The sequence below is a fragment of the Zoogloea oleivorans genome, from assembly GCF_008107625.1.
GTDB lineage: Bacteria > Pseudomonadota > Gammaproteobacteria > Burkholderiales > Rhodocyclaceae > Zoogloea > Zoogloea oleivorans.
The window spans coordinates 310,407-333,092 of record NZ_SDKK01000002.1 but is presented as its reverse complement, the minus strand read 5'-3'; the positions used below and the strand labels follow the sequence as shown (position 1 = coordinate 333,092).

The following is a 22,686-nucleotide window of genomic DNA, read 5'->3' as shown; positions in this document are numbered from 1 at the left end:
AGCGGATGAGTGCCGGCCCAGGGGAACCGCCGTCCTTCGGCGGTATCGAACATAGATGACAGTGCTGGGGCGTCTCTCTTTACACCAGACGGTGACCAGCTTCATTGGCGAAGGGAACGCGCATGAACAAGACATCCCATGCAAGCATTCCTCTGGCGGGGGAGGCGTCCTTTCGACGTGTTGTCGAATGGGCGCCGACGGCGATGGTCATGGTGGATCGTGAAGGGCGCATCGTCCTGATCAACGCCCAGGCCGAGCGCGTCTTCGGTTATCCCCGTGAGGAGTTGCTGGGGCAGCTTGTCGAGAAACTGATTCCGGAGCAGTTTTCCGGTCACCATCCGGCCTATCGGACGGGTTTTCTGGCCGATCCCCATCCACGCCCGATGGGCAGCGGCCGCGACCTTTACGCCCGCCACCAGGATGGCAGCGAATTTCCGGTGGAGATCGGCCTCAACCCGATCGAGACCGAGGAGGGCATCATGGTGCTGGCCTCCATCGTCGACATTACCGAGCGCCAGCGGGCCCAGCAGAAGCTGGAGCGGGCGCTGCAGGAAAAAACGGTGTTGCTCAACGAGGTGCACCACCGGGTGAAGAACAATCTGCAGGTCGTCTCGAGCCTGCTCAACCTGCAGGCCACCCACACCAGCGACACGCGTCTGCGCGCCATCCTGGCCGAGAGCCAGAACCGTGTGCGTGCCATGGCGCTGACGCACCAACTTCTCTACGAACGCAAGGACTATTCCCGCATCGATCTCGGCGAGTACCTTGAACGTCTGGCGCAGTTGCTGCTCAGCAGCTATCGTGAAGACAGCACCCACATTTCCCTGCGCCGGGCCCTGCCTGCGGCTCCTCTCTTCCTTGATCTGGAGCGGGCGATTCCCTGCGGCCTCGTGGTCACCGAACTGGTCACCAACGCCTTCAAGCATGCCTTCCCCGCCGGGCGCAAGGGGGAAGTGCGCATCGAACTGCAGGCGCTGGACGATGAACTGGAGCTGGTTGTTGCCGACAATGGTGCCGGCCTGCCCGACGCCTTCGACCTGGCGAACGTGACATCGCTGGGATTGCAGCTCGTCCCCTTGCTGGCTGACCAGCTTGGCGGTCGCTTTACCGTGGAAGGTGGGCCGGGCGCGCGTTTTTCGCTACGCTTTCCATCCGTTCCCTCGATGCGGAGATCCTCATGACTACTCCCCGACAGATCAAGCTGATGCTCGTCGAAGATGAGCGCGTCGTGGCTTTCGACCTCAAGAACCAGCTCCAGTCCCTGGGTTACCGCGTCGGTGCGATGGTGGGGAGCGGCGAGCAGGCGGTGGAATGTGTGGCCGATGTGGCGCCCGACCTGGTGTTGATGGATATCCACCTCGAAGGGGTCATGGATGGTGTCGAGGCAGCCACCACCATCCAGTCGCAACATCAGATCCCGGTCATCTACCTGACCGCCTTTGCCGAAGATGACACCCTGCGCCGGGCACTGGACAGTCGCCCTTTCGGCTATCTGGTCAAACCGTGGGACATTCGCGAACTGCACGCGTCGATCCAGATGGCGCTGGCCCGCCGCGAGGTCGAGGTGGCCGTCGAGAAGAGCGAACTGCGCCTCAAGCTGGCGATGGATGCCGCATCCCTCGGCGTCTTCGAATGGCAGCCGCAGGACGACCGCATGCATGGCGACGGCCACCTCACGGCCATGTTCGGCGACCGCCAGATGCCGCTGGATGATTCCTGGGAGCACTCCTTCCTGGCCCGTGTCCACGCCAGCGATCGCGAGCGGGTTGTGTCCGGCCTCAGCGATGCACTGTCCGGCCCGGAGGCCGTGCGCATCGAATTCCGCACTGCCCGCAACAACGGCGGTCCGCACTTTCTGGAAGCCAACGTCAAGGTGCACCAGGGGGCCAACGCCGAACGGCGGGTCGTGGGCGTGTTGCAGGATGTCACCCAGCGCCACCAGACCGAAGATCGCCTGCGCCAGTCCAGCGTCGTTTTCCATACGGCAGCCGAGGCCCTGGTGATTGTCAACGCAGAGTACCGCATCAGTGCCGTCAATGCGGCCTTTACGCGCATCACCGGTTACAGCGAGGTCGATGCCCTCGGCTTCGATACCGACGTATTGCTGCGGGTACGGCGTGACGGGGCGGGAGGCCGGGACGTCTTTGCGGCCCTCGAGGCCAGCCCGGAGGGCTACTGGCAGGGCGAGGTCTTTTGTCACCGGCGGAATGGCGAGCGTTTTCCGGCGTGGCAGAGCCTTAGCGTGGTGCGCAATGCGGGCGGAAGTGTCAGCAATTACGTGATCGCCTTTTCGGATGTCAGCGAAATGCATGTGGCCGAGGAGAAGCTCCACCATCTGGCTCACCACGATCCCCTGACCGGCCTGCCCAACCGCCTGCTCTTCGATGACCGCATCGAACAGGCCATCGAGCAGGCGCACCGGCTGCAGCAACACTTCCTGCTGCTGTTCCTCGACCTCGACAGTTTCAAGGTGGTCAACGACACCCTCGGTCACATCATGGGCGACGAACTGCTGCGCGTGGTGGCTGGGCGCTTGCGCAACGTGCTGCGTGGTACCGACACCATCGCCCGCCTGGGAGGCGATGAGTTTGTCGTGCTGGCCGGCGGCGCCAGCCCGGACTACGCTGCCGACCTGGCCCGTAAAATCCTCCATGTGCTGGGCGCGCCGGTCAGCCTGGGCAATGAAAGTGTCACGGTATCGGGCAGCATTGGCATCGCCGTCTATCCGGACAATGGGAGCGATCGTCACGAACTGATGCGTGCTGCCGACATCGCCATGTATTCGGCCAAGGCGGCCGGTCGCAACCGCTACCAGTTCTATTCGCAGGGCATGGCCGAACGCAGCAACGAGCGCCTGAGCATGGAGCAGGGCCTGCGCCGGGCCATCGAAGAGGAACAGTTGCTGGTCTATTACCAGCCCCAGGTTGATCTGGCCGATGGCCGCATCTTTGGCGTGGAGGCGCTGGTGCGCTGGAACCATCCCGAGCTGGGAATGATCCCGCCGGTGCGCTTCATCCCGATTGCCGAGGAAAGCGGTGTCATCGACAGCCTTGGCCGCTGGGTGCTGGAGCGCGCCTGCCGCGACATTCTGGGGTTGAGCGAAAGTCTCGGTCAGCAACTGGGTCTGGCGGTCAATGTATCGGCCCGCGAATTCACCCGTGAAGACTTCGTCGTTACCGTGCGCGACACGCTGGCCCGCACGGGCTTTCCACCGGCCTGTCTGGAGCTGGAAATCACCGAGAGCACGCTGCAGGTGATCGAGCAGAGCGTCGAAATCCTCGGTGCGCTGAAAGCCATCGGCATTTCGATCAGCATCGACGACTTCGGCACCGGCTACTCCTCCCTCAGCGTGCTGCGCGACCTGCCGATCGATCGCATCAAGATCGACCGCTCCTTCGTCCAGTACCTGCCCGAGAAGCCGGACGGCATCGCCATTGTCGAAGCCATCGTGGCGATCGCCACTTCCATGCACATGGAGATCATCGTCGAAGGCATCGAGCGTCCCGAACAGGCCGCGATTTTGTTCCGCCTTGGCTGCGGGGCCGGGCAGGGCTACCTGTTCAGTCGCCCCGTCCCCCATGCCGCACTGGTCCATCTGCTGACCCAGGGTTGATATGCCCGCACACCCCGCATCGCACGCGGGGGTATTGCAAAGCAGCAAAATCGATTTATAATCCGCCCCCCTTTCGCTGCTGCGCGATTTTTTGCAGCCGGCGCAGATTGCGTCCTTAGCTCAGCTGGTTAGAGCGCCACGTTGACATCGTGGAGGTCGGCGGTTCGATTCCGTCAGGACGCACCAGGAATTCCAGACAAAAACCCGTCCCTGTGGCGGGTTTTTTCGTTGGCCTCCGCTCGCCATGCCCGGGATATTTTTGCTCTGCACTCAAGTCCCCCGCCGCAAAACCCGTAAGCTCGCCTTGATGGACAAGAGCGGAGAGCGTGACATGGTGCCTGCCTCGGAGGGGGAGCAGACGTCCGGTGCGGGGGCTGTCGTTCCCACGATACTGGTCGTGGATGATTCGCGGATCAACCTGAAAGGGGTGAGCCGGATGCTGGAGGGGCATTTCCATGTGCTGACGGCCGAGTCGGGACCACTGGCCTTGCAGATCGCCGCCCAGACCCCACCGCCGGACCTGATATTGCTCGACGTGATGATGCCGGAGATGGACGGCTACGAGGTCATTCAGCGTTTGCGCAGCAGCGCTGCCACGCGGGACATTCCGGTGATCTTCGTAACGGCCCGCGTCAATGATGAGGACGAGCAGCACGGGCTGTCGCTGGGGGCCGCCGACTACATCACCAAGCCGTTGCGGCCGGCGATCCTGCTCGCGCGCATTCGCAATCACCTGAAGTTCAAGCAGGCCCAGGACGTCCTGCGCGACCATAACGCGATTCTGGAATCCCGGGTCCTGGAGCGCACCGCCACGCTCAGTGCGGTGCTCGACAGCGCCGACCAGCTCATTGCCATGATTACACCGGAAGGCGTGATCATGGCCATCAACCGCATTGGCGCCGAGCCGTTTCATTCCACGCCGGCCCGCTTGTATGGCCAGAACCTGTTCGACCTGCTGCCCCCGGAGTTCGGCATTCCGGTCAGTGACCAGATTGCCGAGGTGGCCAGCACGGGCAGGACCAGCGAAATCGATGCGGCCAGAAAAGACCGTACCTTCCACGTCACGGTTTATCCGGTGCCCGGCAATCCGCCGCGGGTGGTCGTCTATGCCAGCGACGTGACCGACCGGGTTGCCGCCGAAGTGGAATTACGCCGGGAGCGGGAGCAACTGGCCACTTCCCTGGCGCACCAGCGCGAACTCAATCGCAAGCTGGAAGACGCGCAGAACAAGTTGCTGCAATCCGAAAAAATGGCCTCCCTCGGCCAGCTTGCCGCCGGTGTGGCCCATGAGCTGAACAACCCGATCGGCTTCGTCCATTCCAACGTCAGCACCCTCGAAGGCTATCTGGGCAGCATCTTCGAAATCATTCGGGCCTACGATGAAAAAGTGACCGCTGCGTTGGCGCCCGCCGATGTGGCGGATTTGCTGGCCTTGAAGAAAGAAAAGGATTTCGACTTTCTGCAGGAAGACATCTTTCCGTTGCTCAGCGAGTCGAAGGACGGTCTTTTTCGCGTTCAGGCCATCGTCCAGAACCTGAAGGACTTCTCGCGGGTCGGCGAGACCGGATGGGGCTGGGCAGACCTCCACGCCTGCATCGACTCGACGTTGAACATCATCGCCAACGAACTCAAATACAAATGCACCGTGGTCAAGCATTACGACCCGACGCTGCCCCAGGTGCACTGCATTGCTTCCCAGCTCAACCAGGTCTTCATGAACCTGCTGGTCAATGCCGGCCATGCAATCGAAGAGAAAGGTGAAATCACCATCACCACCCGCCATTCTCCCGACGGCACCGTGCACATCAGCATTGCCGATACGGGGGTCGGCATTCCCGACGAGAACCTGGAACACCTCTTCGAGCCCTTCTTCACCACCAAGCCGATCGGCAAGGGCACCGGTCTTGGCCTGTCGATCACCTACGGCATCGTCGGCAAGCACCGGGGCACAATCGATGTGGCCAGCGTTGTCGGCAAGGGCACGACCTTCACGGTCAATCTGCCGATCGACAAGGTTGATGAGGCGACCCTGACGGCAAACGGATAAGTCGCTGCCATTCTTGTTTTTTCGCTGCGCCGGGCCTTTATTCGCCTTGTATACCGCGTGTGCGCCGACTAGGATGAAACGATTCACCGAAGTGCCAACCACCGGGGAGAGTGCCATGCAAAACGTATCAACTGGCTTCAGGTTTGTCGTGCCTGCCGTACTGTCGATGGTGGCGCAGATCGCTGCGGCGGATGTCAGCCTGACCCTCGGCGAGCAGGATTTTGCCGACGCGAGCACGCCGACCACGGGGGACTTCCTGACGGCCGGATCTGGCGAGTCATCGCCGTTCAATGGCGTCTTCAGCGGTTCCGATGTCACCGGCCCGAACTTCTCCGCCAGCTGGACGTTTTCCTATGCGCCCCAGTCCCCGGTGCTGGGGGCCAGCCTGACCCTCGGCATCTACGATCACGAATCGGCGGCGGCGGGCAACCAGGTTGCGTCCTTCAAGCTGAACGGGATTGATCTGACCATCGAGCTGAACAGCCTGTTCGAATCCCGCGGCGGGGCAAGCCGGGAGGACAACGTCTATGTACTGACGCTGCCCGGGACGACTTTCGCCTCCCTCGGGACGGGCACCGCGGCTTTTGAACTGAGCTTGCAGGGGCCGGGCCTGGGCCTCTTCGGCGAAACACCGTTCAACGGTGCCGCACTGGATTTCTCGACCCTGAACGTCATCACCCGGGATGTCACGCCGACCCCGGTACCGGAACCGGCAAGCGGCGCGCTGATGTCGATGGCGTTGCTGGGGCTGGCCGTCACGCGCTTCAGGGCACCGCGCCGCTAGCGGGCTCCGCCGTCCGGTCGTCTTGTCCGGGCGTCCATTGCATTGCCAGATAGACCGATTTGTCCTGCGTTTCGCGAAAGCCGAGTCGCCGGTACAGGTGCCGGGCAGGGTTCTCGCGTTCGACATGCAGGCGGATGGTCTGCCTGTTTGTCGTTGCTTCATCCTGCAGCCTGCGCAGCAGATTGGTGCCGATGCCCAGGCCGCGCCATTCCGGCAGGATCGTGATGTCGATGATCAGCATGTCCGGCCCGGAGCGGTCCACATACAGTCGCCCTATGGGCGCACCGTCCACTTCGACGATCGCCCACGAGGCGCCCGGAAAACTCTGCCGGTAATGCGTGGTTTGCAACTGGAATTGCTGGCGCAGGAGGGCGTCAAGCCGGGCCGCGTCGAGCGGCAGTTGCGCAAACGCGGCGGCCCGGGTCTGCGCAAAAAGCCCATGGACGAAGGGCTCGTCGCCGGCCTGTTCGGGGCGCAGACTTGCCTGAACGGCCGGGCGGCCCCCCGTCTTCATGCCGGCTAGTTGCGGCTCGGAAATATGCCCTGCAGGGCGATACAGTAATTGACCACCATGAAGGGCTGCATGTTGGTATGCGCCTGGTTGCCGCCCGCGGCACCGATCGCGCCATCGGCCATGGGCGCGTTGCCTGTGCTGTTGAAGACCACATTGCCGTTTGCATCCTGGGCCCAGAACTTCCCGGTCGGGCTGGTCTGGTTCGCCATCACGTTGCTGGCGTTGGCGCTGTGGGTGTGCCAGGGAATCTGGGCTGCCGTGAGCGTTACCGCTTCGGCGCCGCCCGGTTGGCCCTGGGTATGACTCGGTGCGACATGCATGCCGGCCCGGCCGCGCAGATCCGGCAGGGCGAAGGTGGTCTGGCCATTGCCGCCGTACATTGTCCCGAGCAGTGCAAACAGCGCCTGATTCTGGTTGATCGGCAGCAGTTGTCCGTCGCATGTCGCCCAGCCCCGGGGGGCAAAGCCGAAGCTGAACGGTCGGATCTCGCCAAGAAACGGTTCACTCATGATGTGGTCTCCTCACTGCGCCAGGCCTAGCTTCTCGGTGGGTAAATGCCCTGCAGGGCGATGCAATAGTTGAGCACCTGGTAGGGCTGCAGGTTGGTATGCGGCTGGCTGCCGCCAGCGATGCCGACGGCGCCGGGGGCCATTTGCGCCGGGCCCGTATCACCGTACTCCTTGCTGCCGCCGAGATCCTGGGCCCAGAAGTGGCCGACAGGGGCGGGCTGATTGCCGTTTCCTGCATTGGCATTGGCCGGGTGAGTGTGGGCAGGCATCTGCGTCATGCCGAGTAGCTCGGTCTCTGTGCCGCCGGTTTCACCGAGACTGCGTGGTGTCAGGTTGGGGCCCTGGCCGGCGCCCATGGCCACCGCCCCGGCGAGGTTGGGCAGCGCAAAATTGCTTCTCCCGTCGCCACCATAGGTGGTGCCGAGAATGGAGAACAGCGCGGTGTTCTGGGCTATGGGAAGCAGTTGCCCGTTGCACTGGGCCCAGCCATAGGGGGCAAAATTGAATCCGAACGAGCGGATTTCTCCAATAAACGGTTCACTCATCGACGTGGCTCCTGTCGCGTGGCGCTCAGCTTTGGGGAGGGAAGATGCCCTCGAGGGCGATGATGTAGTTGATCACCAGAAACGGTTGCAGGTTGTCATGGGGTTGTCCGCCCCCGCTGGGGCCGATGGCCGTGCCGGCCATCTGGCTGCCGGCGGTGGTGCTGTAGCCCCCGCTGTTGCCACCGGGGTCGGTCGCCCAGAAGCTGCCGACCGGGCTGGCCCTGTCGGCGCCGGCATTGGCGCAGATGGCGGTGTGGGTGTGGATTGGTAGTTGCTGGGTGTTCAGGGTGACATGCTCGCTGCCGCCTGCTTCGCCCATGCTTCGGGGTGTCAGGCCCGGACCGGCGCCCTGGTGGATGGGGATGCTGCCGGCAAGGTTGGGTAATGCGAAGGTGTTTTGCCCATCTCCGCCGTAGGTGGTGCCGATAAGCGAAAACAGCGCATCGTTTTCGGCGATGGGCATTAATTGCCCCTGGCACAGAGCCCATCCGGAGGGCGCGAAGTTGCCCGTAAAGACCCGGATCTCTCCCAGGAATGGATCTGCCATGACGTCCTCCCAAGTTGGCGCCGTGTGGGGTGACGCCTCTCCGAAGGATAGGAAACGGAATGGCAAATGTCATCCCGTCTTGTTGCACCGTGCGGTGTTTCGTTTGTCGTCGGGCGGGATTCTTGATACAAGACGGGCTCTTGCATCGGGCATCTCGTGGCGCACCTCTCTCCTGTCATTCTCTTTGTGGACGATGCCCTGATCGTCGCCGACAAGCCGGCTGGCCTGCTCTCGGTTCCCGCCCGCGGCGAGGACCGGCAGGACTGCCTGATTGCCCGGGTGCAGGCGCTGCATGACGATGCGCTGCTCGTGCATCGCCTCGACATGGCCACCTCAGGCCTGATCCTGCTGGCGCGCAGCGCCGAGATGTTGCGCCGGATGAATCTGGCCTTCGAGCAACGCATCGTTGGCAAGCGTTACGTTGCACTGGTGCATGGTCATATCGCGCAGGATGCCGGCGAGATTGACCTGCCGCTGGGCAGCGACGAGGCGAATCGTCCGCGGCAGTGCGTCGACCCGTTGCGTGGCCGGCGTGCCCTGACCCGCTACCGGGTTCTGGAACGCAGCGGCACGGGCCCCGATGCCCTCTCCCGCGTCGAACTCAAGCCGGTCACCGGCCGCTCGCACCAGTTGCGGGTGCACCTGATGTCGATCGGCCACGCGATCCTTGGCGATCCGCTGTACGCCCCGCCCGACAGCGCACAGCGTTATGCCCGCATGCATCTGCACGCCGCCGGCATTGCCTTCATTCACCCGTGCAAGCAGGTGCCGGTGAGTTTCGAGAGCGCTGTGCCGTTTTGACGGCGTTTTGCCGCTCGCTGCAAAAAAGAACTGCCACTGTATTTTTATTCAATAGTCTGCCACTATTGCGGCCCTCTGTTTTTCCCCCGGAAGTTAGCGTCGTTCCGCCATGGCTTCCAACAAAGCGCATCACGCCACCGGATGGGCGGCTGCCGTTATTGCGGCGGCTGTTGTCGCCCAGTCCGGGGTTCATGGCCCTTATTACGTATGGATTGTGCTCAGCTTTGTGGCAGGGTTGCTCGGCAGCACGGCCCCCGACTGGCTCGAAGTGGCGTGGTGGTCGAGATCGCACCGCCTGTGGATCGCCCATCGCACCCTGACTCACTGGGGCGTCGCCTGGCTTGGCTTGCTGGTCTATTCCCATGAACAATTGGGCGTGCATCCGGCGGCCGCGCTGATTTTCGGTTTTGCGACCGGTGGCCTGATGCATCTGCTGGCGGACTGGCCCAATCCGCTGGGCGTGCCGTGGCTCTACTGGCGCCATTCCCTCAACTGGTGGAAGAGCGGGCGCTGCGATCTGCTGGTCGTTGGCGCTTCGTGGATTGCCGCGTTTGTGTGTGCCGATCACGTCTGGTTCGACGGCATTCATTCCCTGTGGCTGGTGCGCGGCATGCTCGCCGTGACCCGGGAGTGGATCGCCAGGGCCTAGCCGGCCCCTGTTGGCCGTGGTGCATCGAGGCTGACGAACTCGTCGCGTTTCCAGCCTGGCCCCCAGTCGATGGCGTCCACTTCGCGGATGAAAACCTGGAGTTCGGCCGTGACGTTTGTGCGCAGGATTCGGGCGATGGCGTCCCGCTCGGCGCTGCACAGGGGGCGGCTGACCCGGCACAGGATTTCCAGCTCGCCGCCCAGGTATTGCCGGACCTGGAATTCCTGCACCGCCGCGATGCGGCCAATGTCATCGCCGAGCGCCGGCATGGGACGGCGCTCGCCCGAGGGCAGGCGCAACTGGTGGCGAGTGCGCCCCCACAGGCGGCGGATGACCGGCAGGGTGATGCCGCAATCGCAGGGCGGCCCCCATTCGGCCAGATCGCCCAATTCATAGCGGATGAGGGGCATGGCGTAACTGTGCAGGCCCGTGACCAGCACGCGTCCCGGCTGGCCCACCGGGCAGGCCTGGCCGGCCTCATCCACGATCTCCACGTGTACCGTGCCGCTCAGGATGTGCAGGTGATCGTGCTGCGGGCACTGCAGGGCCAGCCAGCCGGCCTCTTCGCAGGAGTAGCGATCCTTGATCTCGGCCCCGAATGCGGCGCGGCACAGGGCCCGGTGTGCCGGCAGAACCCGTTCGGATTGCGACAGGATCTGCCGGAGGGGCAATTGCTGCCCGCTTGCCAGGGCCAGGCGGGCCAGTTCGGCAGCGGCCAGCGGGCTGCATTTCAGGTAGCCCGGGCGGCACGCGGCGAGCCACGCCAGATGGGACGCCAGCGGATGCGTGGCCAGCCCCCGGCTGAAACCCTGGCCCCGATAGCCCAGTAGCGGGTAAATCCCGCCCCAGTCGGGAAATGCCGCGTCCTGGAGACCGATGCCGAGGACGCCCAGTGTCTGTGACGGATCGCGTCCGTGCCACTCGTTGTCGATCAGGCCCACTGCTTCATAGAGCAGGCCATGCAGTTCGCGAAGCCTCTCCACCCGAACCGGCTGACCGGTGGACCCGGAAGTGGCGGTGACCACGAAGGCCGAATCGTCCTGCCCCGGCAGGCGGGCCCGCATGGCGGCAAAATGGTTTTGCAGCTCACTCCGGCTGAGCACCGGCAAGGTGCCGAACCCGTCGAATGTCGCTGCTGCCGGGTTGAATCCGGCCGCGTCAAGACGCGCCCGCCAGAAGGGGGAACAGGCATGGGCGTGACGCAGCAGGGCAAGGATCTGATCGGCCTGGAGGGCCTGCTGCTGCGCCGGCGGAAGCTGCTCGAAGCGGCGCAGCTGGCGCGCAATGTCGAGCACCTGCGCGGCCAGCGGATGATGAACGACGGGAAAGACGGGGGAGGGCGGCAACACGGTCGTGGGCAGGAGCTGGGCCAGCACCGAGCTTAGCAGTTCCCCCCTGCTGGCGTGCCGTGCTGCTCGCCGAAGCGCGTCGGAAATACTCCGCAGCGGAGGTCGGTAGTATTCTTCGTGGCCTATGCACAAAGATATCCGGGAAGGCATCGCCGATTTCGCCGACCTGTTGCTCGACGCCGTGTTCCTGGTCGATGCCAACGGGTGCATCACCTATGTCAGCGCCGCTTGCGAGAGTATTTTCGGCTACACGCCGGAAGAGATGATCGGCAAGTGCATGATCGATCTCGTCGCCCCGGCAGATCGCGACAAGACCCTGCAAGAGGCCCGCGCCATCATGGCAGGCAGCCAGCGGATCGGCTTTGAGAACCGCTATCTCCGCAAGGACGGCAGTGAAGTCCATGTCATGTGGTCGGCGCGCTGGCTCGCGTCGCAGCGCATGCGTATCGGTGTTGCCCGCGACATCACCGAGCTGAAGCGGACACAGATCCTCCAGGCCGCAACTTACGCCGTGTCGGACGCCGCCCATCGTGCTTCCGACCTGGGCGCCCTGTTTCCGGAAATCCATCAGATTATCGGCAAGCTCGTCCCGGTTGCCGGGGTTGCCGTTGCGACCCGGGACAAACATACCGAGGAGATCGGTTTCCCCTACCAAATGGATACGCTGGGAAACGGGGAAGTCGTACAGGAGACACTCGCCAGTCAGTACTGCGCCAAAGTCGTCCGCAGCAAACAGCACCTCCTGGTTCGCGGTGACTTCATGTCCGGGCTGGTTGACGACGTGGCGCCCGGCACCCGTGGCGGAGTCTGTCTGGTGATGCCGCTGATTCCGCAGCAGGAGGCGGTGGGCGCATTGATTCTGAAGAGTCATGCAGGCACCTGCTTTTCGGACAAAGACATTGAGATGCTGTATTTCGTGTCGGCGCAAATTGCGGCGGCCATCGAACGCGCGCAGCTCAAGGCCGAATTGCTGCGTGCCGCCCTCTACGACGACCTGACCGGCCTGCCGAACCGGAAGCTCTTTCGTGACCGGATCAATTCCGCGCTGGCCAGATGCCTGCGCGCAAAAAGCCGCATGGCTTTGCTGTACGTCGACATCGACGACTTCAAGCGGGTCAACGATTCATTCGGGCATGCGGCGGGCGATGGGGTGCTGCAGGAGTTTGCGCGGCGTCTCACGCAGTGCGTCCGCCAGGTCGATACCGTGGCCAGGTTGGGTGGCGACGAATTTGCCGTTCTGATTGAAGAGATTCACTGCCCGGAAGATGCCCTGACCGTCGAGGCGAAGATCCGCGAGGCGCTGGTCCCGTTCTTCATCATCGGTGAGCATGCGCTGCGCACAAGCGCCAGCATCGGGATTGCGATCTACCCGGATCACGGTAATGACATTGAGCGCCTGATTGCGGTTGCCGACCAGGCAATGTATCTGCACAAGAATTCAGAAAAGTAACCGGGTTGCTAAGACGATGAAGTCCAAGATAGCCCTCTTGACGCTCATGATCATTGGCGCCGTTCTGTTGCTGGGAACCTTGCTTGGCCTCGAATTGAAGAGCGGATATCTGCGTGAAGTCGAGAACGCCGAAAAAGTCACCGCCTCCATCGCCCTCCTGCTCGAGAAGGAACTCCTGGCCTCCGTCGGAAAAATCGACCTGATCGTTCAGGAAGCGAAGTACCACCAGGAAAGCCAGCTCAATGGTACGGGCATGCCGGCGCGCGAATTGAACCCGACCCTGAAGCGCCTGCTGGCCAGGGTGCCTGGCGTTCTGAGCCTGCGCGTGGCGAATGAGGACGGCAACTATGTGTTCGACGCCAGCGGTCGGCCATCCACCGCGAACATTGCCGATCGCCAGTACTTTCGTGTTCATCGCACGGCGCCCTCGGCGAATTTGTTCGCGGAAGGCCCCATTTTCTCGCGCGTGGCCGACGTCTGGACCCTCGTCTTCAGTCGCGGTGTTTACGACAAGGAAGGCCGTTTCAGGGGCATCGTTCAAAGTTCGGTGCCGAGCGAATGGCTGACCAACACCTTTGAAAGTGTCGCGCTGGGTGGCGGGGGCGACATGGTTGCATTGCTCAGTTCGGATCTCGTGCTGGTTGCCCGCGCCCCTGCTGCGCCCGCCATGATCGGCAAGGAGCTGGCTGCCGCAGAGCTCAAGGCCCGCATCCCCAGCGCGCCGGATCATGGCACCTATACGGCCGTCAGCCAGGTCGACGGCATGAAGCGGATCTACAGCTACCGGCGCATTCAGGGCTTTCCGATCTACATTTTTTCCGGCATCAGCCATGAGCACGTTCTGACCCAGTGGCGCCGAACGGCCCTCATTTATGCGGTGGTCTCCCTTTTGCTGCTGGCCGGGGGCGTCACCCTGATCTGGAACACCTATCGCAGTGTGCAGGCATCCCAGAAACGCCAGGAGGATCGCTACAAGGAACTGCTGCGGACATCGACCGACGGGATTCACGTTCTCGACGGGGAGGGAAACCTGCGTGAGGCCAGCGACTCCTTTTACAGCATGCTGGGCCGTGATCCCGCCAGCAGCGGGACGCTGAATGTCCGTGACTGGGATGGGCACTTCGCGCCAAAAGAATTAAGCGCCATCATGAGCGAAAGCGTCCTCAAGGGCACCACCTTTGAAACGCGCGTGCGGCGTAGCGATGGCCAGGTCATCGACGTCGAAATCAGCGCCCGCGGAATCCGGATGGCGGGAGAAACGCTCCTGTACTGCTCCGCGCGGGACATCAGCGAGCGCGTGCGCAACCTGAGTGCGCTGAAGGAGCAGCAGGATCATCTGGAAGAACTGGTGGAAAAACGCACCGTCTCCCTGCTGCTTGCCAAAGAGGAAGCCGAAGCCGCCAACCGCGCAAAAAGCACCTTCCTGGCCAACATGAGCCATGAACTGCGCACCCCGATGAACGCCATCATCGGCATGACGGAACTGGCCCTGCGACGTGCGACAGACCTCAAGCAAAGCGATCAGCTGGCCAAGGTCATACAGGCTGCCCATCGCCTGCTGGGCATCATCAATGACATCCTCGACCTATCCAAGATCGAAGCCGACCGGCTGAGCCTCGATCATGTCGATTTCAAACTGAAAGACGTTCTGGCGAATGTGGCGGACATGCTCAGCGCAAAGGCCACAGACAAGGCACTGCGGCTCAACATTGACATACCGCCGGCGCTGGTCGACCTGCCCCTCACCGGCGATTCCCTGCGTCTTGAGCAGATCCTCATCAACCTTGTCGGCAACGCGATCAAATTCACCTCAAAGGGCGCCATCACGATCCGGGTGCGCGAGACCGAGGCCGGCACCGCCGACACGCTGCTGCGTTTCGAGGTCGAGGATACGGGGATCGGGATTTCCGCGGAGGACCAGCAACGCTTGTTCACCGCGTTTCAACAGGCCGATGGCTCGACAACCCGCAAATATGGCGGCACCGGTCTGGGCCTGACGATCAGCAAGCGGCTGGTCGAATTGATGCAGGGCACGATCGGCGTGCATAGCCAGCCCGGGGTGGGCAGCACTTTCTGGTTTACCGTGCGCCTGACCAAAGGCGAGGCGACCGCCCCGGCGGCCGCACAGGCCGCCACGCCGCAGGCTGAAGAAGTGCTCAAGACCCGCCATGCGGGGGCACAGATCCTGGTTGTCGAGGATGACCCGGTTAACCAGGAGGTTGCGCGGGATTTGCTCGAGGCCGTCAATCTGCGGGTGGATGTCGCCTCAGACGGCCTGGAGGGCCTGGAAATGAGCTGTCGCCAGGACTATGACCTGATCCTGATGGACATGCAGATGCCCAGAATGGACGGGCTCGAAGCGACACGGGCCATCCGCCTGATTCCCGGACGCCAGGCCACCCCCATCCTGGCCATGACGGCGAATGCCTTTGAAGAAGACCGGCGCCGCTGCCTTGAGGCCGGCATGAACGATCACATCGGCAAGCCGGTCAATCCGGACAAGCTGTTTGAATCCCTGCTGCACTGGCTGTCGCAGCCACCGCAAGCCGACGCTGAGCCGTGCGCCCTGCCTGCTCAGTCAGGCGCCTTGTAAACCAGCACCTTCAGCGAACGCTCGCTCGACACGTCGGCAAACACCGGCGGGTTGGGCACCCGCTGCTCAAAGCGCAATTGAGGCACCAAGGCCTGCATCTGGTCCTGCAGGAAGGCGACCCCCAGTTTGGGTGAATTCAGGCACAGCAACGCGTGCCCGCCGGGGGCCAGCAAGTCGGGCAGGCGGCGCAGGAGGCGGGCGTAATCCTTTTCGGCGACGAAGCTGCCCTTTTGGTAGCTGGGCGGGTCGAGGACGATTAACCCATACGGGCCGCCGCGGGTGATCTTGCCCCAGGAGGCGAAGATGTCATGGGGCAGGAAGCTGGCTCCGGCGGCGACGCCGTTGAGCTGATGGTTCTGCTTCCCGATGGCCAGCGCACCGTCGCTCATGTCCATGTTGACCACCTGCCGGGCGCCCGCCTGCAGCGCCACCACGGAGAAAGAGCAGGTGTAGGCAAACAGGTTGAGCACCTTGAGCCCGGGGCGGGCCGCCACATGCTCGCGCACCCAGCGCCGGCCCTCGGCCATGTCCAGGAAGAAGCCATGATTCAGCCCGCGCAGCAGATGCACCCGGAAGCGGGTTCCGTGTTCCGTCACCACGTGCGGCTCCGGAACGCCGCCGGCCATCAGCCGCGTATCGGCGCGGGCTTCATAGCGGTACTGGTAGACCCAGTTCAGGGGCTGTTCGGGGGTCAGTTGCTGCCAGCGTGCCGACAAGGCGGCGTGGATGGTGGCCAGCTCATCGTCGGTGGCCGGCTGAAAGCTGGTCAACACCCAGACCGGCGGAAAGACGTCCAGCGTCCAGTGTTCGCAACCGGGGTGCAGACCACCCCGCCCGTGGAACACGCGCTGGGCATCGGTGGGCATGCGCATCGTGGCGATGGCATCGAGTAAAGCTTGCATAGAGTCGTGGATGTGTTGTTGGGCACCGGCGTGCCGTCGCTGATCCGGGTGCGCAATCTGTCAGAATGAGCGCCCGGATCCGGGGACGACTATATGAGCGACAACTACTTCGACGGTCAAGCCAATCAGTATGGCAACGAGGCCAACCACATCGCGTCGAACGGTGGGACCGGGTCCGTCGATTACTGGACGGCCAAGGCCAACCAGGCCAATGCCCAAGCCATCGCCGATGGCATGCGCAACGAGAACTACGGTTTGGGCAACCCGACCCCCAGCACCCATCCCTTCGATCAGACCACGACCACCCCCGGGTACTACGGCGGGAGCGGTGGGGGTGCAGGCCTCAATGTCAAACAGCTCGGTGTCTTTGTCCTGAGCTGCGCGGCCGCCTGGTGGGCCTACAGCCTCACCACGACGGCGTTCTCTCCGGACCCGCCTTTCGAGCGCTATCCGATCTTCTACCCCAGTTACAACACGCCCAAAACGCCCGGGTCCCACATCAAGATGTCGCGCGACATGGCGGTGAGCACCGCCAGGGAGCGTTACGGTGCGCTGTTTCAGGCCGACACGCCCTACCAGAAGCTTTTTGACGGCTGCTCCCCGGTCTACAAATGCACCGAGCACAGCTACAAGGGGTTCAAGAACCTGATGCCCTACGCCAGAAATCCGCTGACCTACTGGGAGGAGGTGTGCCGTATCAGCCAGGGCAACCTGTACGGCAACCGCAACCTGCCGGTGGCGCCGAAGTGGCACCTGCGCGAGGTGCAAAAGAAGGACGGGCTGAGCACGTCCCATGTCTGCGAACTGAGCAACGCCCGTGAACTCTACGCTGCCGCCCAGGGGCGCCAGACCATCGTGACGGGCGTGGCCGGCAGCCTGGCGGCAGGCTTGGTGGGCATGGGCTTCCTCCTGTCACGGCGCCTGCGCACCGTCAGACAATGAACCCGCCCCAGGCGTGGCCTGGAGGAATGATCGGGGGAGAGGGTTTTCGAAGGCTGAGCGGCGGAATGGCGGGGTGCCGCAAGCCACAAGGCTAATGCTCTCAGGCTGGTTTTCCTTGCAGATCAAGGGGCAGGGGGCTTTATGTGGAGCGGGGCATGATGCCGACGAACTCGACGCAGCAGCGACACACCTGGCCAACAAGTAAAGAGGGAAAGTGCCAGGCCAGCCATTGGGAGGTTGACAAGTCATTTATAATTCATTGGTTGTCAACTTTGGGAGTGGCCATGATTCATGATCGCATCAGGCGAGCGCGGGTGCTCAAGGGGTACACCTTGGACGCACTTGCTCAACGCATGGGTGGCATTACCAAGCAGGCCCTCAGCAAGTTTGAAAGCGGGCAAGCTGCGCCCAACTCCACCCGCTTGCTGCAACTTGCCAAGGCACTGGAGCTAAGTCCCGAGTATTTTTTCCGGGCAAATGTGGTCGAGTTGGCTCCGCTCGAATTTCGCAAACTCGCCAAGATGCCGAAGTATCGGCAAGAGCAGGTAACCGAGCGCATCCGGGAGCATCTGGAGCGCTATATCGCCCTGGAAAACTGCTTCGAACACACCGATATCGATACTCCGGTCACCCGGCGGCAAATGATTGCCGTGACTTCGTTTGACGAGGCTGAAGCAGCGGCCAAGCAGCTTCGTGAACAGTGGCAAATCGGCGAAGATGCCATCGCCAACCTGACTGAATTACTCGAAGAACGTGGGATTAAAGTCGCGCTGCTGCATGGCCCCGATGACTTTGACGGCGCCTGCGCGGCCACTCAGGATGGCAAGCACGTCCTCATCGCCTTGAATGCGGAACGCCCTGGCGAACGCATGCGCTTTACCGCTGCCCATGAACTGGGCCACTGGGTCATGAAGTTCCCGGCCGACATGAGCGAGAAAGACGTCGAAATCTGCTGCCACCGCTTTGCCGGCGCTTTTCTGTATCCCGCCTCCTGCGTGACTGCCGATTTTGGCGGGCACCCGCGTTCACGGGTTCATCCTCGCGAACTGCTGATTGCGAAGCAGCATTACGGCCTATCCATGGCTGCTGCCTTGCGTCGCCTGAAAGATCTGGCCTTGCTCAGCGATGCCGGTTACCAGTACTGCACGATTCAGTTCAGCAAGAACGGATGGCGTAAAGAAGAGCCGGAAGCACTGCCCCCCGAGACCCCCCGGCGCTTCGAATCGCTGGTGTTCTGGGGGTTGGCCGAAGACTTCTTCAGTAAATCCAGAGCAGCCGAATTTCTACAGCAACCGCTGAGTGCCCTTGATCCGAGCCTGACTGGTCCGCTGGGGATTCAATGACCAAGGTCTATATCAGTGACACCAACATCTGGATCGATTTTCGCAATGCAGATTTGCTGGTGGAGCTGTTCCAGCTTCCCCTGACATTGTGCTGTACTGACTTCGTTTTGAATGAGCTGACCGACTTGCCGCAGGGGATGCTCATCGAACGGGGCTTGCAGGTCGAGACATTAAACGAAGGTGCTGTCGCCGAACTTTTCACGTTGATGGGCGCGCATGGTAATAGCTCGTTGGCCGATGTGTCCTGCTATTACCTGGCCCAGCAGACTGGCCACCCTCTGCTTACTGGCGATGGCAAGCTACGTAAACAAGCCAGCAAAGATGGCATTCAGGTATTTGGCGTGCTCTGGCTACTGGACCAGCTCGTCGCCCACACCCTGATTGCACCGGTACGCGCAGCAGAGGCATTGCGTGCCATGCTGCAGCATGGTGCCCGCTTGCCCCAAGTGGAATGCCATCAGCGTCTGCAACAGTGGCAGTAGAGTGAGCGTCCTTGTCGAGTTGCGCTGCCTGAACGGCAGTCAGGGGGCGGGTTCAATTTTCATCGTAGGGGAGTATGACGTCGAAAGTTGGAGTCTGTATCCATCATTTTCAGTACCCCTCCCGTACTTTTAACCACGATTTAGCGCGTCAATTAGCTTCTGGATAGCTGGTGGATGAACCGGTCGGGTTCTAAATTCAAACACTGGCTGCTCCTTTTTACCAAATATTCCCGATATTCCTCCCAGAATAAAAAATAGCGAAATTCCCAATGTGAATGGGATTAAAATTAAGCCGATTAGAATAAATAAGCACCCGGCGCCAGCCTCGTCTGCGTTGTCTCGTATCGCCTTTAACGTATCTTCGTCCGGTAGTCTGTAAAGGTCCTCATCCAGACCTAGTACATCGCAGACGAACAACTCGGATTGACCTCTGCCACTCAGGGGCATCTTCGGGTCGTTGCTGAACCTCCCGAATGCGCGTTGCTTATCAAAATGCTCAAGTAACGTCTGCTCAACATCCCAGGCGTCTTCGCAGAAAGTGAAGAAAAACTGATGGTTAATCAATTTCTCGTCGCCGCTATTTCCGTAAGCCATGCGTTCCACCAAACTGGGCTTACTCGTATACCCTAGTTTGTAGAAATCCCCCTGTGGAGTTCTAAGTTTGGCGTAATAGACATTCCCGGCAGGGTTTTTCGGTCGGAGAAACCATTTTTTGATCTTCTTGAACATCGATGGACTGTTAGAGGTAAGGGCTGACAGGAGGACGGTATTTTATCGGCCAAAGACGATAAAACGCATGGCTGAGTGCGTACCTTCTACTAAAAAATGTGCCATTCGCATCATTCTCAGGCGCGGCTTGATGCTCCTTCAACTTCCATCGTCGGGGTATATGTCCGCGAAAGTTGGAGCCCATATCGTCGAAGGCAAGTTTCCGCCGCGCGCACTGCGGCACGTGTTCGAATGGCGTGAGCTGCACCAGGCCGAACTGATGAACGATTGGGAACTGTGCCGTCAGTCCCAGATGCCGCACCCCATTCAGCCGCTGGAGTAAAGCCATGATCCTGCACATCACCGCGGCCGAATATCTGCACGACTACACGCTCGCTGTCAGCTTCAATAACGGACAGAAGGGAATTGCCGATTTGACCGATGCGCTGGGGCAAGGCGTATTCCAGTCACTCCGGGAAATCGGACTTCTTCCGCCAAGTCAGCATAGATGACGAACTGAAGACCATCGTCTGGCCCAACAGTCGGGATCTGGCCCCCTAATACGTCTACTTCCAGGGCTTCAAAGACGACCCGAAGCTCAAGCCCCAATTTGAGGCTTGGGGCTACATGGAAAATCAGCCACCTGCCCGACCACCTCGACTTTATCGCCACCGCTCCTGGTGGCATCCAGAAGCTGCGCGGGCTGATTCTGGAGCCGGCGGGGGAGTTGCTGAAGCGGATTGCCACTGAAAAAGCTCGGGTAGTGGCTGATCGATCGAACAGAAAGGACCGCCACATGTACCTGCCCAAACAGTTCGCCGAGCTGCGGCTTGAAGAACTTCATTGCATTGTTCGCGAGTATCACATCGTGATTGCCCGGATCATCAAGTCCTATGACGATGGCCGTATCCCTCATCCACTTTCGCCTGACCAGCGCCCGACTGGTCAGTCCGTCGACATCGGCGGTAAGCTTCAACCCTGAGCCGCAGCTGCCACGCGCTCACCAACCTGAACGGAATTCCTCACTGCCATGGCGGCGGTGGGTGGAAGCAGGGACGACCTTGCTGCTCATGCTTCATCGGGGACGGCCCCATGACATTAATGGAGAACCTGATGAACTGGATTGTTCTATTTGTGGCCGGACTGTTTGAGGTTGCGTGGGCCGTTGGCCTCAAATACACCGAAGGCTTCACGCGCCTGTGGCCTTCGGTGGGCACCGCGGTGGCGTTCCTCGTCAGCCTGGGGCTGCTCAGTTGGGCGATGCGGGATTTGCCCGTTGGCACTGCCTACGCGGTGTGGGTCGGCATCGGGGCCGTCGGTACGGCCGTCATCGGCATGACCTTGCTGGGCGAACCCGCATCGCTCGTGCGCGTGCTCAGCCTTGGGCTGATCGTGGCAGGGATTGTTGGCCTCAAACTGTCTTCGCCCGCATGAGAATGCTTGCTGCTGGTTGAGGGCGGTGAAAGGCGGGATGGGCGAACGCTTGTTGATGCTTGGTTTTGCCGGGATCGCGGGAAGTGTCACGCTATTTCAGGACGGGATGCCTCCCGTTTCCGGGTGATGTCGTAAGCATCTTTCTGCGGTAAGATCGGCGGCTTTTAAAGATGACATCTGCGCAATAAGATGTCATTAGTTTGCGATCTCATCAACGCCAAGGAGCCTCCTCATGACCCAGAACCTCGTTGCCATCGAATTCTCCCCCGCTGATCTCGAAGCCATCGACGGCGCCCTCGCGGTGCTCGAAGCCAAGCTCGGCATCCTCATCACGCTCTCCGCCGACGAGCGCCGCACAGCCATCAAGATGGGCGACAAATCCGAAGTCTTCTGCCGCCAGACCGAACTGGTGCTGCGCCAGAACCCCGGCATCGTGCCCGGCAATTTCGATCTCGCCGGACTCCAGCAGGACATCGTTGCCCTCGACGCCCTGCGCTCGCTCCAGCAGCGCCTGCGCACCCTCACCGACCGCACCGACGACACCGAACTGGCCCTCGGCAGCGACATCATGAGCGCCTCCTTCGACGGCTACGCCCTGGCCAAGGTCGGCGGCAAGGGCACCGCCCTGGATACCCTCCGGGACGCCATGCAGACCCGCCTCTCCCGCAAGCCGCGCACCCCCGCCAAACCGGCCGCCTGAGCACCCCGCCCCGTGGCCGGCCCTGTCCGCGGGTGTCTCGCGAGTGCTGACGGGACAGCCGGCCCCTATCCCGCCGACAGGGCCGGCCACTCGCGGAACCCCTCACGAGCAGCATTCGGACAGGGGCGGGCGGTCCGGGATATGGACCCGAGCAGTGCGGGGTATGGGCAGGGCTGTTCGGGAGGGGGAGCGGAGGGCTTCGGAGAGAGGAGGGAGTACCTCGGAGGGGCTCTCGAGCACCTTGCTGGCGGAAGGGGCGGTGTGCGCTATGGGCCTCGCAGCTTTGTGAACGTGGAGCCGGAGTAACAGGCGTGCAACGTTCCCTGTGCACGAAGCCGAAACCCGTGCCGGACTCATCGACCCCCTGCTGGGGTCTGCCGGCGGAGGCATCGTGGAGGGCGGCCGTATATGGCTGCTGATCGGCCATAGCCGTCGGTCGGCGTGTGATTACTGAACAGCCGATATACAAACAGAAAGCCGCCACTCGCGCGGTTTTTAATGACGATTCGCCCCTCTATCACAACGGGTAACCCAATCGCCGGTAGAACCCTACTGTCAGATAAAATCTGAACTTCTACATATTATGATTATGTTGTGTGGTGTTCTCGTCGCCAATTTCTCCGTTGATTTGTATCCGGGTGTTGCCGCTAGAAAAAATTAATAATAAGAAACGTCCGTTTTGATTTCCTTGCTGAACTGCTGCAACCGAATTCTGCCAGTGGTCCTTCGGTCCGTATAATAACTTCCCGACAACTCTAGGGAACCCCTGATCAA

General features: G+C 61.8%; 24 protein-coding genes and 1 tRNA gene. 17 read left to right on the top strand and 8 right to left on the bottom strand.

The features are described 5' to 3' along the window. Positions 1 to 122 precede the first annotated feature (122 nt). From ETQ85_RS03220 to ETQ85_RS03200, 5 genes are all read left to right on the top strand, one after another. Positions 123 to 1,181, top strand: a complete 1,059-nt coding sequence (locus ETQ85_RS03220) for a sensor histidine kinase (protein ID WP_187394558.1) — start codon at positions 123 to 125, stop codon at positions 1,179 to 1,181. After that, the gene (locus ETQ85_RS03215; RefSeq protein ID WP_222862040.1) at positions 1,178 to 3,613 is read left to right on the top strand and encodes a two-component system response regulator; all 2,436 of its coding nucleotides are present in this window, start codon (positions 1,178 to 1,180) and stop codon (positions 3,611 to 3,613) included. Before ETQ85_RS03220 ends, ETQ85_RS03215 begins: the two co-directional genes overlap by 4 nt. A gap of 109 nt (positions 3,614 to 3,722) precedes the next feature. After that, positions 3,723 to 3,799: transfer RNA gene (locus ETQ85_RS03210), tRNA-Val, on the top strand. 145 nt (positions 3,800 to 3,944) lie between these two features. Next, on the top strand, positions 3,945 to 5,660 hold the full coding sequence (locus ETQ85_RS03205; RefSeq protein ID WP_187394557.1) for a response regulator: 1,716 nt from the start codon (positions 3,945 to 3,947) through the stop codon (positions 5,658 to 5,660). A gap of 115 nt (positions 5,661 to 5,775) precedes the next feature. Further along, on the top strand, positions 5,776 to 6,444 hold the full coding sequence (locus ETQ85_RS03200; protein ID WP_148577598.1) for a hypothetical protein: 669 nt from the start codon (positions 5,776 to 5,778) through the stop codon (positions 6,442 to 6,444). On the opposite strand, the gene ETQ85_RS03195 is transcribed toward ETQ85_RS03200, so the two are convergent. Genes ETQ85_RS03195 through ETQ85_RS03180 form a run of 4 tightly spaced genes read right to left on the bottom strand, consistent with a single transcriptional unit; the run spans position 6,425 to position 8,559 of the window. Next, a complete protein-coding gene (locus ETQ85_RS03195; RefSeq protein ID WP_148577597.1) occupies positions 6,425 to 6,958 on the bottom strand; it encodes a GNAT family N-acetyltransferase in 534 nt (177 codons plus the stop codon). The two genes, ETQ85_RS03200 and ETQ85_RS03195, sit on opposite strands and share 20 nt — an antisense overlap. A gap of 5 nt (positions 6,959 to 6,963) precedes the next feature. Further along, positions 6,964 to 7,467 carry a phage tail protein gene (locus tag ETQ85_RS03190; protein WP_148577596.1) on the bottom strand — a complete coding sequence of 168 codons (504 nt, stop codon included), beginning with the start codon at positions 7,465 to 7,467 and terminating at the stop codon, positions 6,964 to 6,966. Between the two features lie 26 nt (positions 7,468 to 7,493). Beyond that, entirely contained in the window at positions 7,494 to 8,012 is a 519-nt protein-coding gene (locus tag ETQ85_RS03185; RefSeq protein ID WP_148577595.1) for a phage tail protein, read from the bottom strand. Positions 8,013 to 8,037: 25 nt separating this feature from the next. Continuing rightward, entirely contained in the window at positions 8,038 to 8,559 is a 522-nt protein-coding gene (locus ETQ85_RS03180) for a phage tail protein (RefSeq protein WP_148577594.1), read from the bottom strand. Positions 8,560 to 8,715: 156 nt separating this feature from the next. On the opposite strand from ETQ85_RS03180, the gene ETQ85_RS03175 reads away from it, so the two are divergent. Further along, on the top strand, positions 8,716 to 9,360 hold the full coding sequence (locus ETQ85_RS03175; RefSeq protein WP_148577593.1) for an RluA family pseudouridine synthase: 645 nt from the start codon (positions 8,716 to 8,718) through the stop codon (positions 9,358 to 9,360). A 109-nt stretch (positions 9,361 to 9,469) separates the two neighbouring features. Continuing rightward, positions 9,470 to 10,009: a metal-dependent hydrolase gene (locus ETQ85_RS03170; RefSeq protein ID WP_148577592.1), complete on the top strand. Its 540-nt coding sequence runs from the start codon at positions 9,470 to 9,472 to the stop codon at positions 10,007 to 10,009. Here ETQ85_RS03170 and ETQ85_RS03165 read toward each other — a convergent pair. Next, the gene (locus ETQ85_RS03165) at positions 10,006 to 11,385 is read right to left on the bottom strand and encodes a phenylacetate--CoA ligase family protein (RefSeq protein WP_148577591.1); all 1,380 of its coding nucleotides are present in this window, start codon (positions 11,383 to 11,385) and stop codon (positions 10,006 to 10,008) included. The two genes, ETQ85_RS03170 and ETQ85_RS03165, sit on opposite strands and share 4 nt — an antisense overlap. Before the next feature lie 142 nt (positions 11,386 to 11,527). Here ETQ85_RS03165 and ETQ85_RS03160 point away from each other — a divergent pair, with 142 nt between their 5' ends. Both ETQ85_RS03160 and ETQ85_RS03155 read left to right on the top strand, forming a co-directional pair. Continuing rightward, complete coding sequence (locus ETQ85_RS03160) at positions 11,528 to 12,808, top strand: sensor domain-containing protein (protein WP_246128601.1); 1,281 nt, start codon at positions 11,528 to 11,530, stop codon at positions 12,806 to 12,808. A 46-nt stretch (positions 12,809 to 12,854) separates the two neighbouring features. After that, positions 12,855 to 15,401, top strand: coding sequence for an ATP-binding protein (locus tag ETQ85_RS03155; protein WP_246128610.1), 2,547 nt, complete (start codon positions 12,855 to 12,857; stop codon positions 15,399 to 15,401). On the opposite strand, the gene ETQ85_RS03150 is transcribed toward ETQ85_RS03155, so the two are convergent. Next, the gene (locus tag ETQ85_RS03150; protein WP_148577588.1) at positions 15,383 to 16,303 is read right to left on the bottom strand and encodes a class I SAM-dependent methyltransferase; all 921 of its coding nucleotides are present in this window, start codon (positions 16,301 to 16,303) and stop codon (positions 15,383 to 15,385) included. The two genes, ETQ85_RS03155 and ETQ85_RS03150, sit on opposite strands and share 19 nt — an antisense overlap. Positions 16,304 to 16,396: 93 nt before the next feature. On the opposite strand from ETQ85_RS03150, the gene ETQ85_RS03145 reads away from it, so the two are divergent. The 3 genes from ETQ85_RS03145 (at position 16,397) to ETQ85_RS03135 (ending at position 19,070) form a co-directional block, all read left to right on the top strand. After that, positions 16,397 to 17,245 carry a hypothetical protein gene (locus ETQ85_RS03145; RefSeq protein ID WP_148577587.1) on the top strand — a complete coding sequence of 283 codons (849 nt, stop codon included), beginning with the start codon at positions 16,397 to 16,399 and terminating at the stop codon, positions 17,243 to 17,245. A gap of 284 nt (positions 17,246 to 17,529) precedes the next feature. After that, positions 17,530 to 18,588, top strand: a complete 1,059-nt coding sequence (locus ETQ85_RS03140; protein ID WP_148577586.1) for a helix-turn-helix domain-containing protein — start codon at positions 17,530 to 17,532, stop codon at positions 18,586 to 18,588. Beyond that, complete coding sequence (locus ETQ85_RS03135) at positions 18,585 to 19,070, top strand: PIN domain-containing protein (protein ID WP_148577585.1); 486 nt, start codon at positions 18,585 to 18,587, stop codon at positions 19,068 to 19,070. The genes ETQ85_RS03140 and ETQ85_RS03135 overlap by 4 nt, the downstream gene beginning before the upstream one ends. Before the next feature lie 129 nt (positions 19,071 to 19,199). Here the strand turns inward: ETQ85_RS03135 and ETQ85_RS03130 are convergent, their stop codons facing one another. Next, positions 19,200 to 19,799, bottom strand: coding sequence for a hypothetical protein (locus ETQ85_RS03130; RefSeq protein WP_148577584.1), 600 nt, complete (start codon positions 19,797 to 19,799; stop codon positions 19,200 to 19,202). Between the two features lie 130 nt (positions 19,800 to 19,929). On the opposite strand from ETQ85_RS03130, the gene ETQ85_RS03125 reads away from it, so the two are divergent. From ETQ85_RS03125 to ETQ85_RS03105, 5 genes are all read left to right on the top strand, one after another. After that, the gene (locus ETQ85_RS03125) at positions 19,930 to 20,121 is read left to right on the top strand and encodes a DUF4160 domain-containing protein (RefSeq protein ID WP_246128599.1); all 192 of its coding nucleotides are present in this window, start codon (positions 19,930 to 19,932) and stop codon (positions 20,119 to 20,121) included. A gap of 4 nt (positions 20,122 to 20,125) precedes the next feature. After that, positions 20,126 to 20,290: a DUF2442 domain-containing protein gene (locus ETQ85_RS26555; RefSeq protein WP_222862038.1), complete on the top strand. Its 165-nt coding sequence runs from the start codon at positions 20,126 to 20,128 to the stop codon at positions 20,288 to 20,290. A 98-nt stretch (positions 20,291 to 20,388) separates the two neighbouring features. Beyond that, positions 20,389 to 20,760, top strand: coding sequence for a hypothetical protein (locus ETQ85_RS26550; protein ID WP_222862037.1), 372 nt, complete (start codon positions 20,389 to 20,391; stop codon positions 20,758 to 20,760). A gap of 131 nt (positions 20,761 to 20,891) precedes the next feature. Next, complete coding sequence (gene sugE, locus ETQ85_RS03110) at positions 20,892 to 21,212, top strand: quaternary ammonium compound efflux SMR transporter SugE (RefSeq protein WP_148577581.1); 321 nt, start codon at positions 20,892 to 20,894, stop codon at positions 21,210 to 21,212. Positions 21,213 to 21,444: 232 nt separating this feature from the next. Continuing rightward, positions 21,445 to 21,912, top strand: a complete 468-nt coding sequence (locus ETQ85_RS03105; RefSeq protein WP_148577580.1) for a hypothetical protein — start codon at positions 21,445 to 21,447, stop codon at positions 21,910 to 21,912. Positions 21,913 to 22,486: 574 nt separating this feature from the next. Here the strand turns inward: ETQ85_RS03105 and ETQ85_RS26545 are convergent. Beyond that, on the bottom strand, positions 22,487 to 22,686 hold a 200-nt coding region (locus ETQ85_RS26545; protein WP_222862036.1), incomplete at its 5' end, for a hypothetical protein.

Coding starts and splice junctions, on each gene's coding strand:
- ETQ85_RS03105 (WP_148577580.1), top strand. CDS start 21,445: ATGACCCAGAACCTCGTTGCCATCGAATTCTCCCCCGCTGATCTCGAA.
- ETQ85_RS03180 (WP_148577594.1), bottom strand. CDS start 8,559: ATGGCAGATCCATTCCTGGGAGAGATCCGGGTCTTTACGGGCAACTTC.
- ETQ85_RS26555 (WP_222862038.1), top strand. CDS start 20,126: ATGATCCTGCACATCACCGCGGCCGAATATCTGCACGACTACACGCTC.
- ETQ85_RS03145 (WP_148577587.1), top strand. CDS start 16,397: ATGAGCGACAACTACTTCGACGGTCAAGCCAATCAGTATGGCAACGAG.
- sugE (WP_148577581.1), top strand. CDS start 20,892: ATGAACTGGATTGTTCTATTTGTGGCCGGACTGTTTGAGGTTGCGTGG.
- ETQ85_RS03170 (WP_148577592.1), top strand. CDS start 9,470: ATGGCTTCCAACAAAGCGCATCACGCCACCGGATGGGCGGCTGCCGTT.
- ETQ85_RS03205 (WP_187394557.1), top strand. CDS start 3,945: ATGGTGCCTGCCTCGGAGGGGGAGCAGACGTCCGGTGCGGGGGCTGTC.
- ETQ85_RS03190 (WP_148577596.1), bottom strand. CDS start 7,467: ATGAGTGAACCGTTTCTTGGCGAGATCCGACCGTTCAGCTTCGGCTTT.
- ETQ85_RS03140 (WP_148577586.1), top strand. CDS start 17,530: ATGATTCATGATCGCATCAGGCGAGCGCGGGTGCTCAAGGGGTACACC.
- ETQ85_RS03130 (WP_148577584.1), bottom strand. CDS start 19,799: ATGTTCAAGAAGATCAAAAAATGGTTTCTCCGACCGAAAAACCCTGCC.
- ETQ85_RS03185 (WP_148577595.1), bottom strand. CDS start 8,012: ATGAGTGAACCGTTTATTGGAGAAATCCGCTCGTTCGGATTCAATTTT.
- ETQ85_RS03215 (WP_222862040.1), top strand. CDS start 1,178: ATGACTACTCCCCGACAGATCAAGCTGATGCTCGTCGAAGATGAGCGC.
- ETQ85_RS03200 (WP_148577598.1), top strand. CDS start 5,776: ATGCAAAACGTATCAACTGGCTTCAGGTTTGTCGTGCCTGCCGTACTG.
- ETQ85_RS03155 (WP_246128610.1), top strand. CDS start 12,855: ATGATCATTGGCGCCGTTCTGTTGCTGGGAACCTTGCTTGGCCTCGAA.
- ETQ85_RS03135 (WP_148577585.1), top strand. CDS start 18,585: ATGACCAAGGTCTATATCAGTGACACCAACATCTGGATCGATTTTCGC.
- ETQ85_RS03195 (WP_148577597.1), bottom strand. CDS start 6,958: ATGAAGACGGGGGGCCGCCCGGCCGTTCAGGCAAGTCTGCGCCCCGAA.
- ETQ85_RS03150 (WP_148577588.1), bottom strand. CDS start 16,303: ATGCAAGCTTTACTCGATGCCATCGCCACGATGCGCATGCCCACCGAT.
- ETQ85_RS03220 (WP_187394558.1), top strand. CDS start 123: ATGAACAAGACATCCCATGCAAGCATTCCTCTGGCGGGGGAGGCGTCC.
- ETQ85_RS03125 (WP_246128599.1), top strand. CDS start 19,930: ATGCTCCTTCAACTTCCATCGTCGGGGTATATGTCCGCGAAAGTTGGA.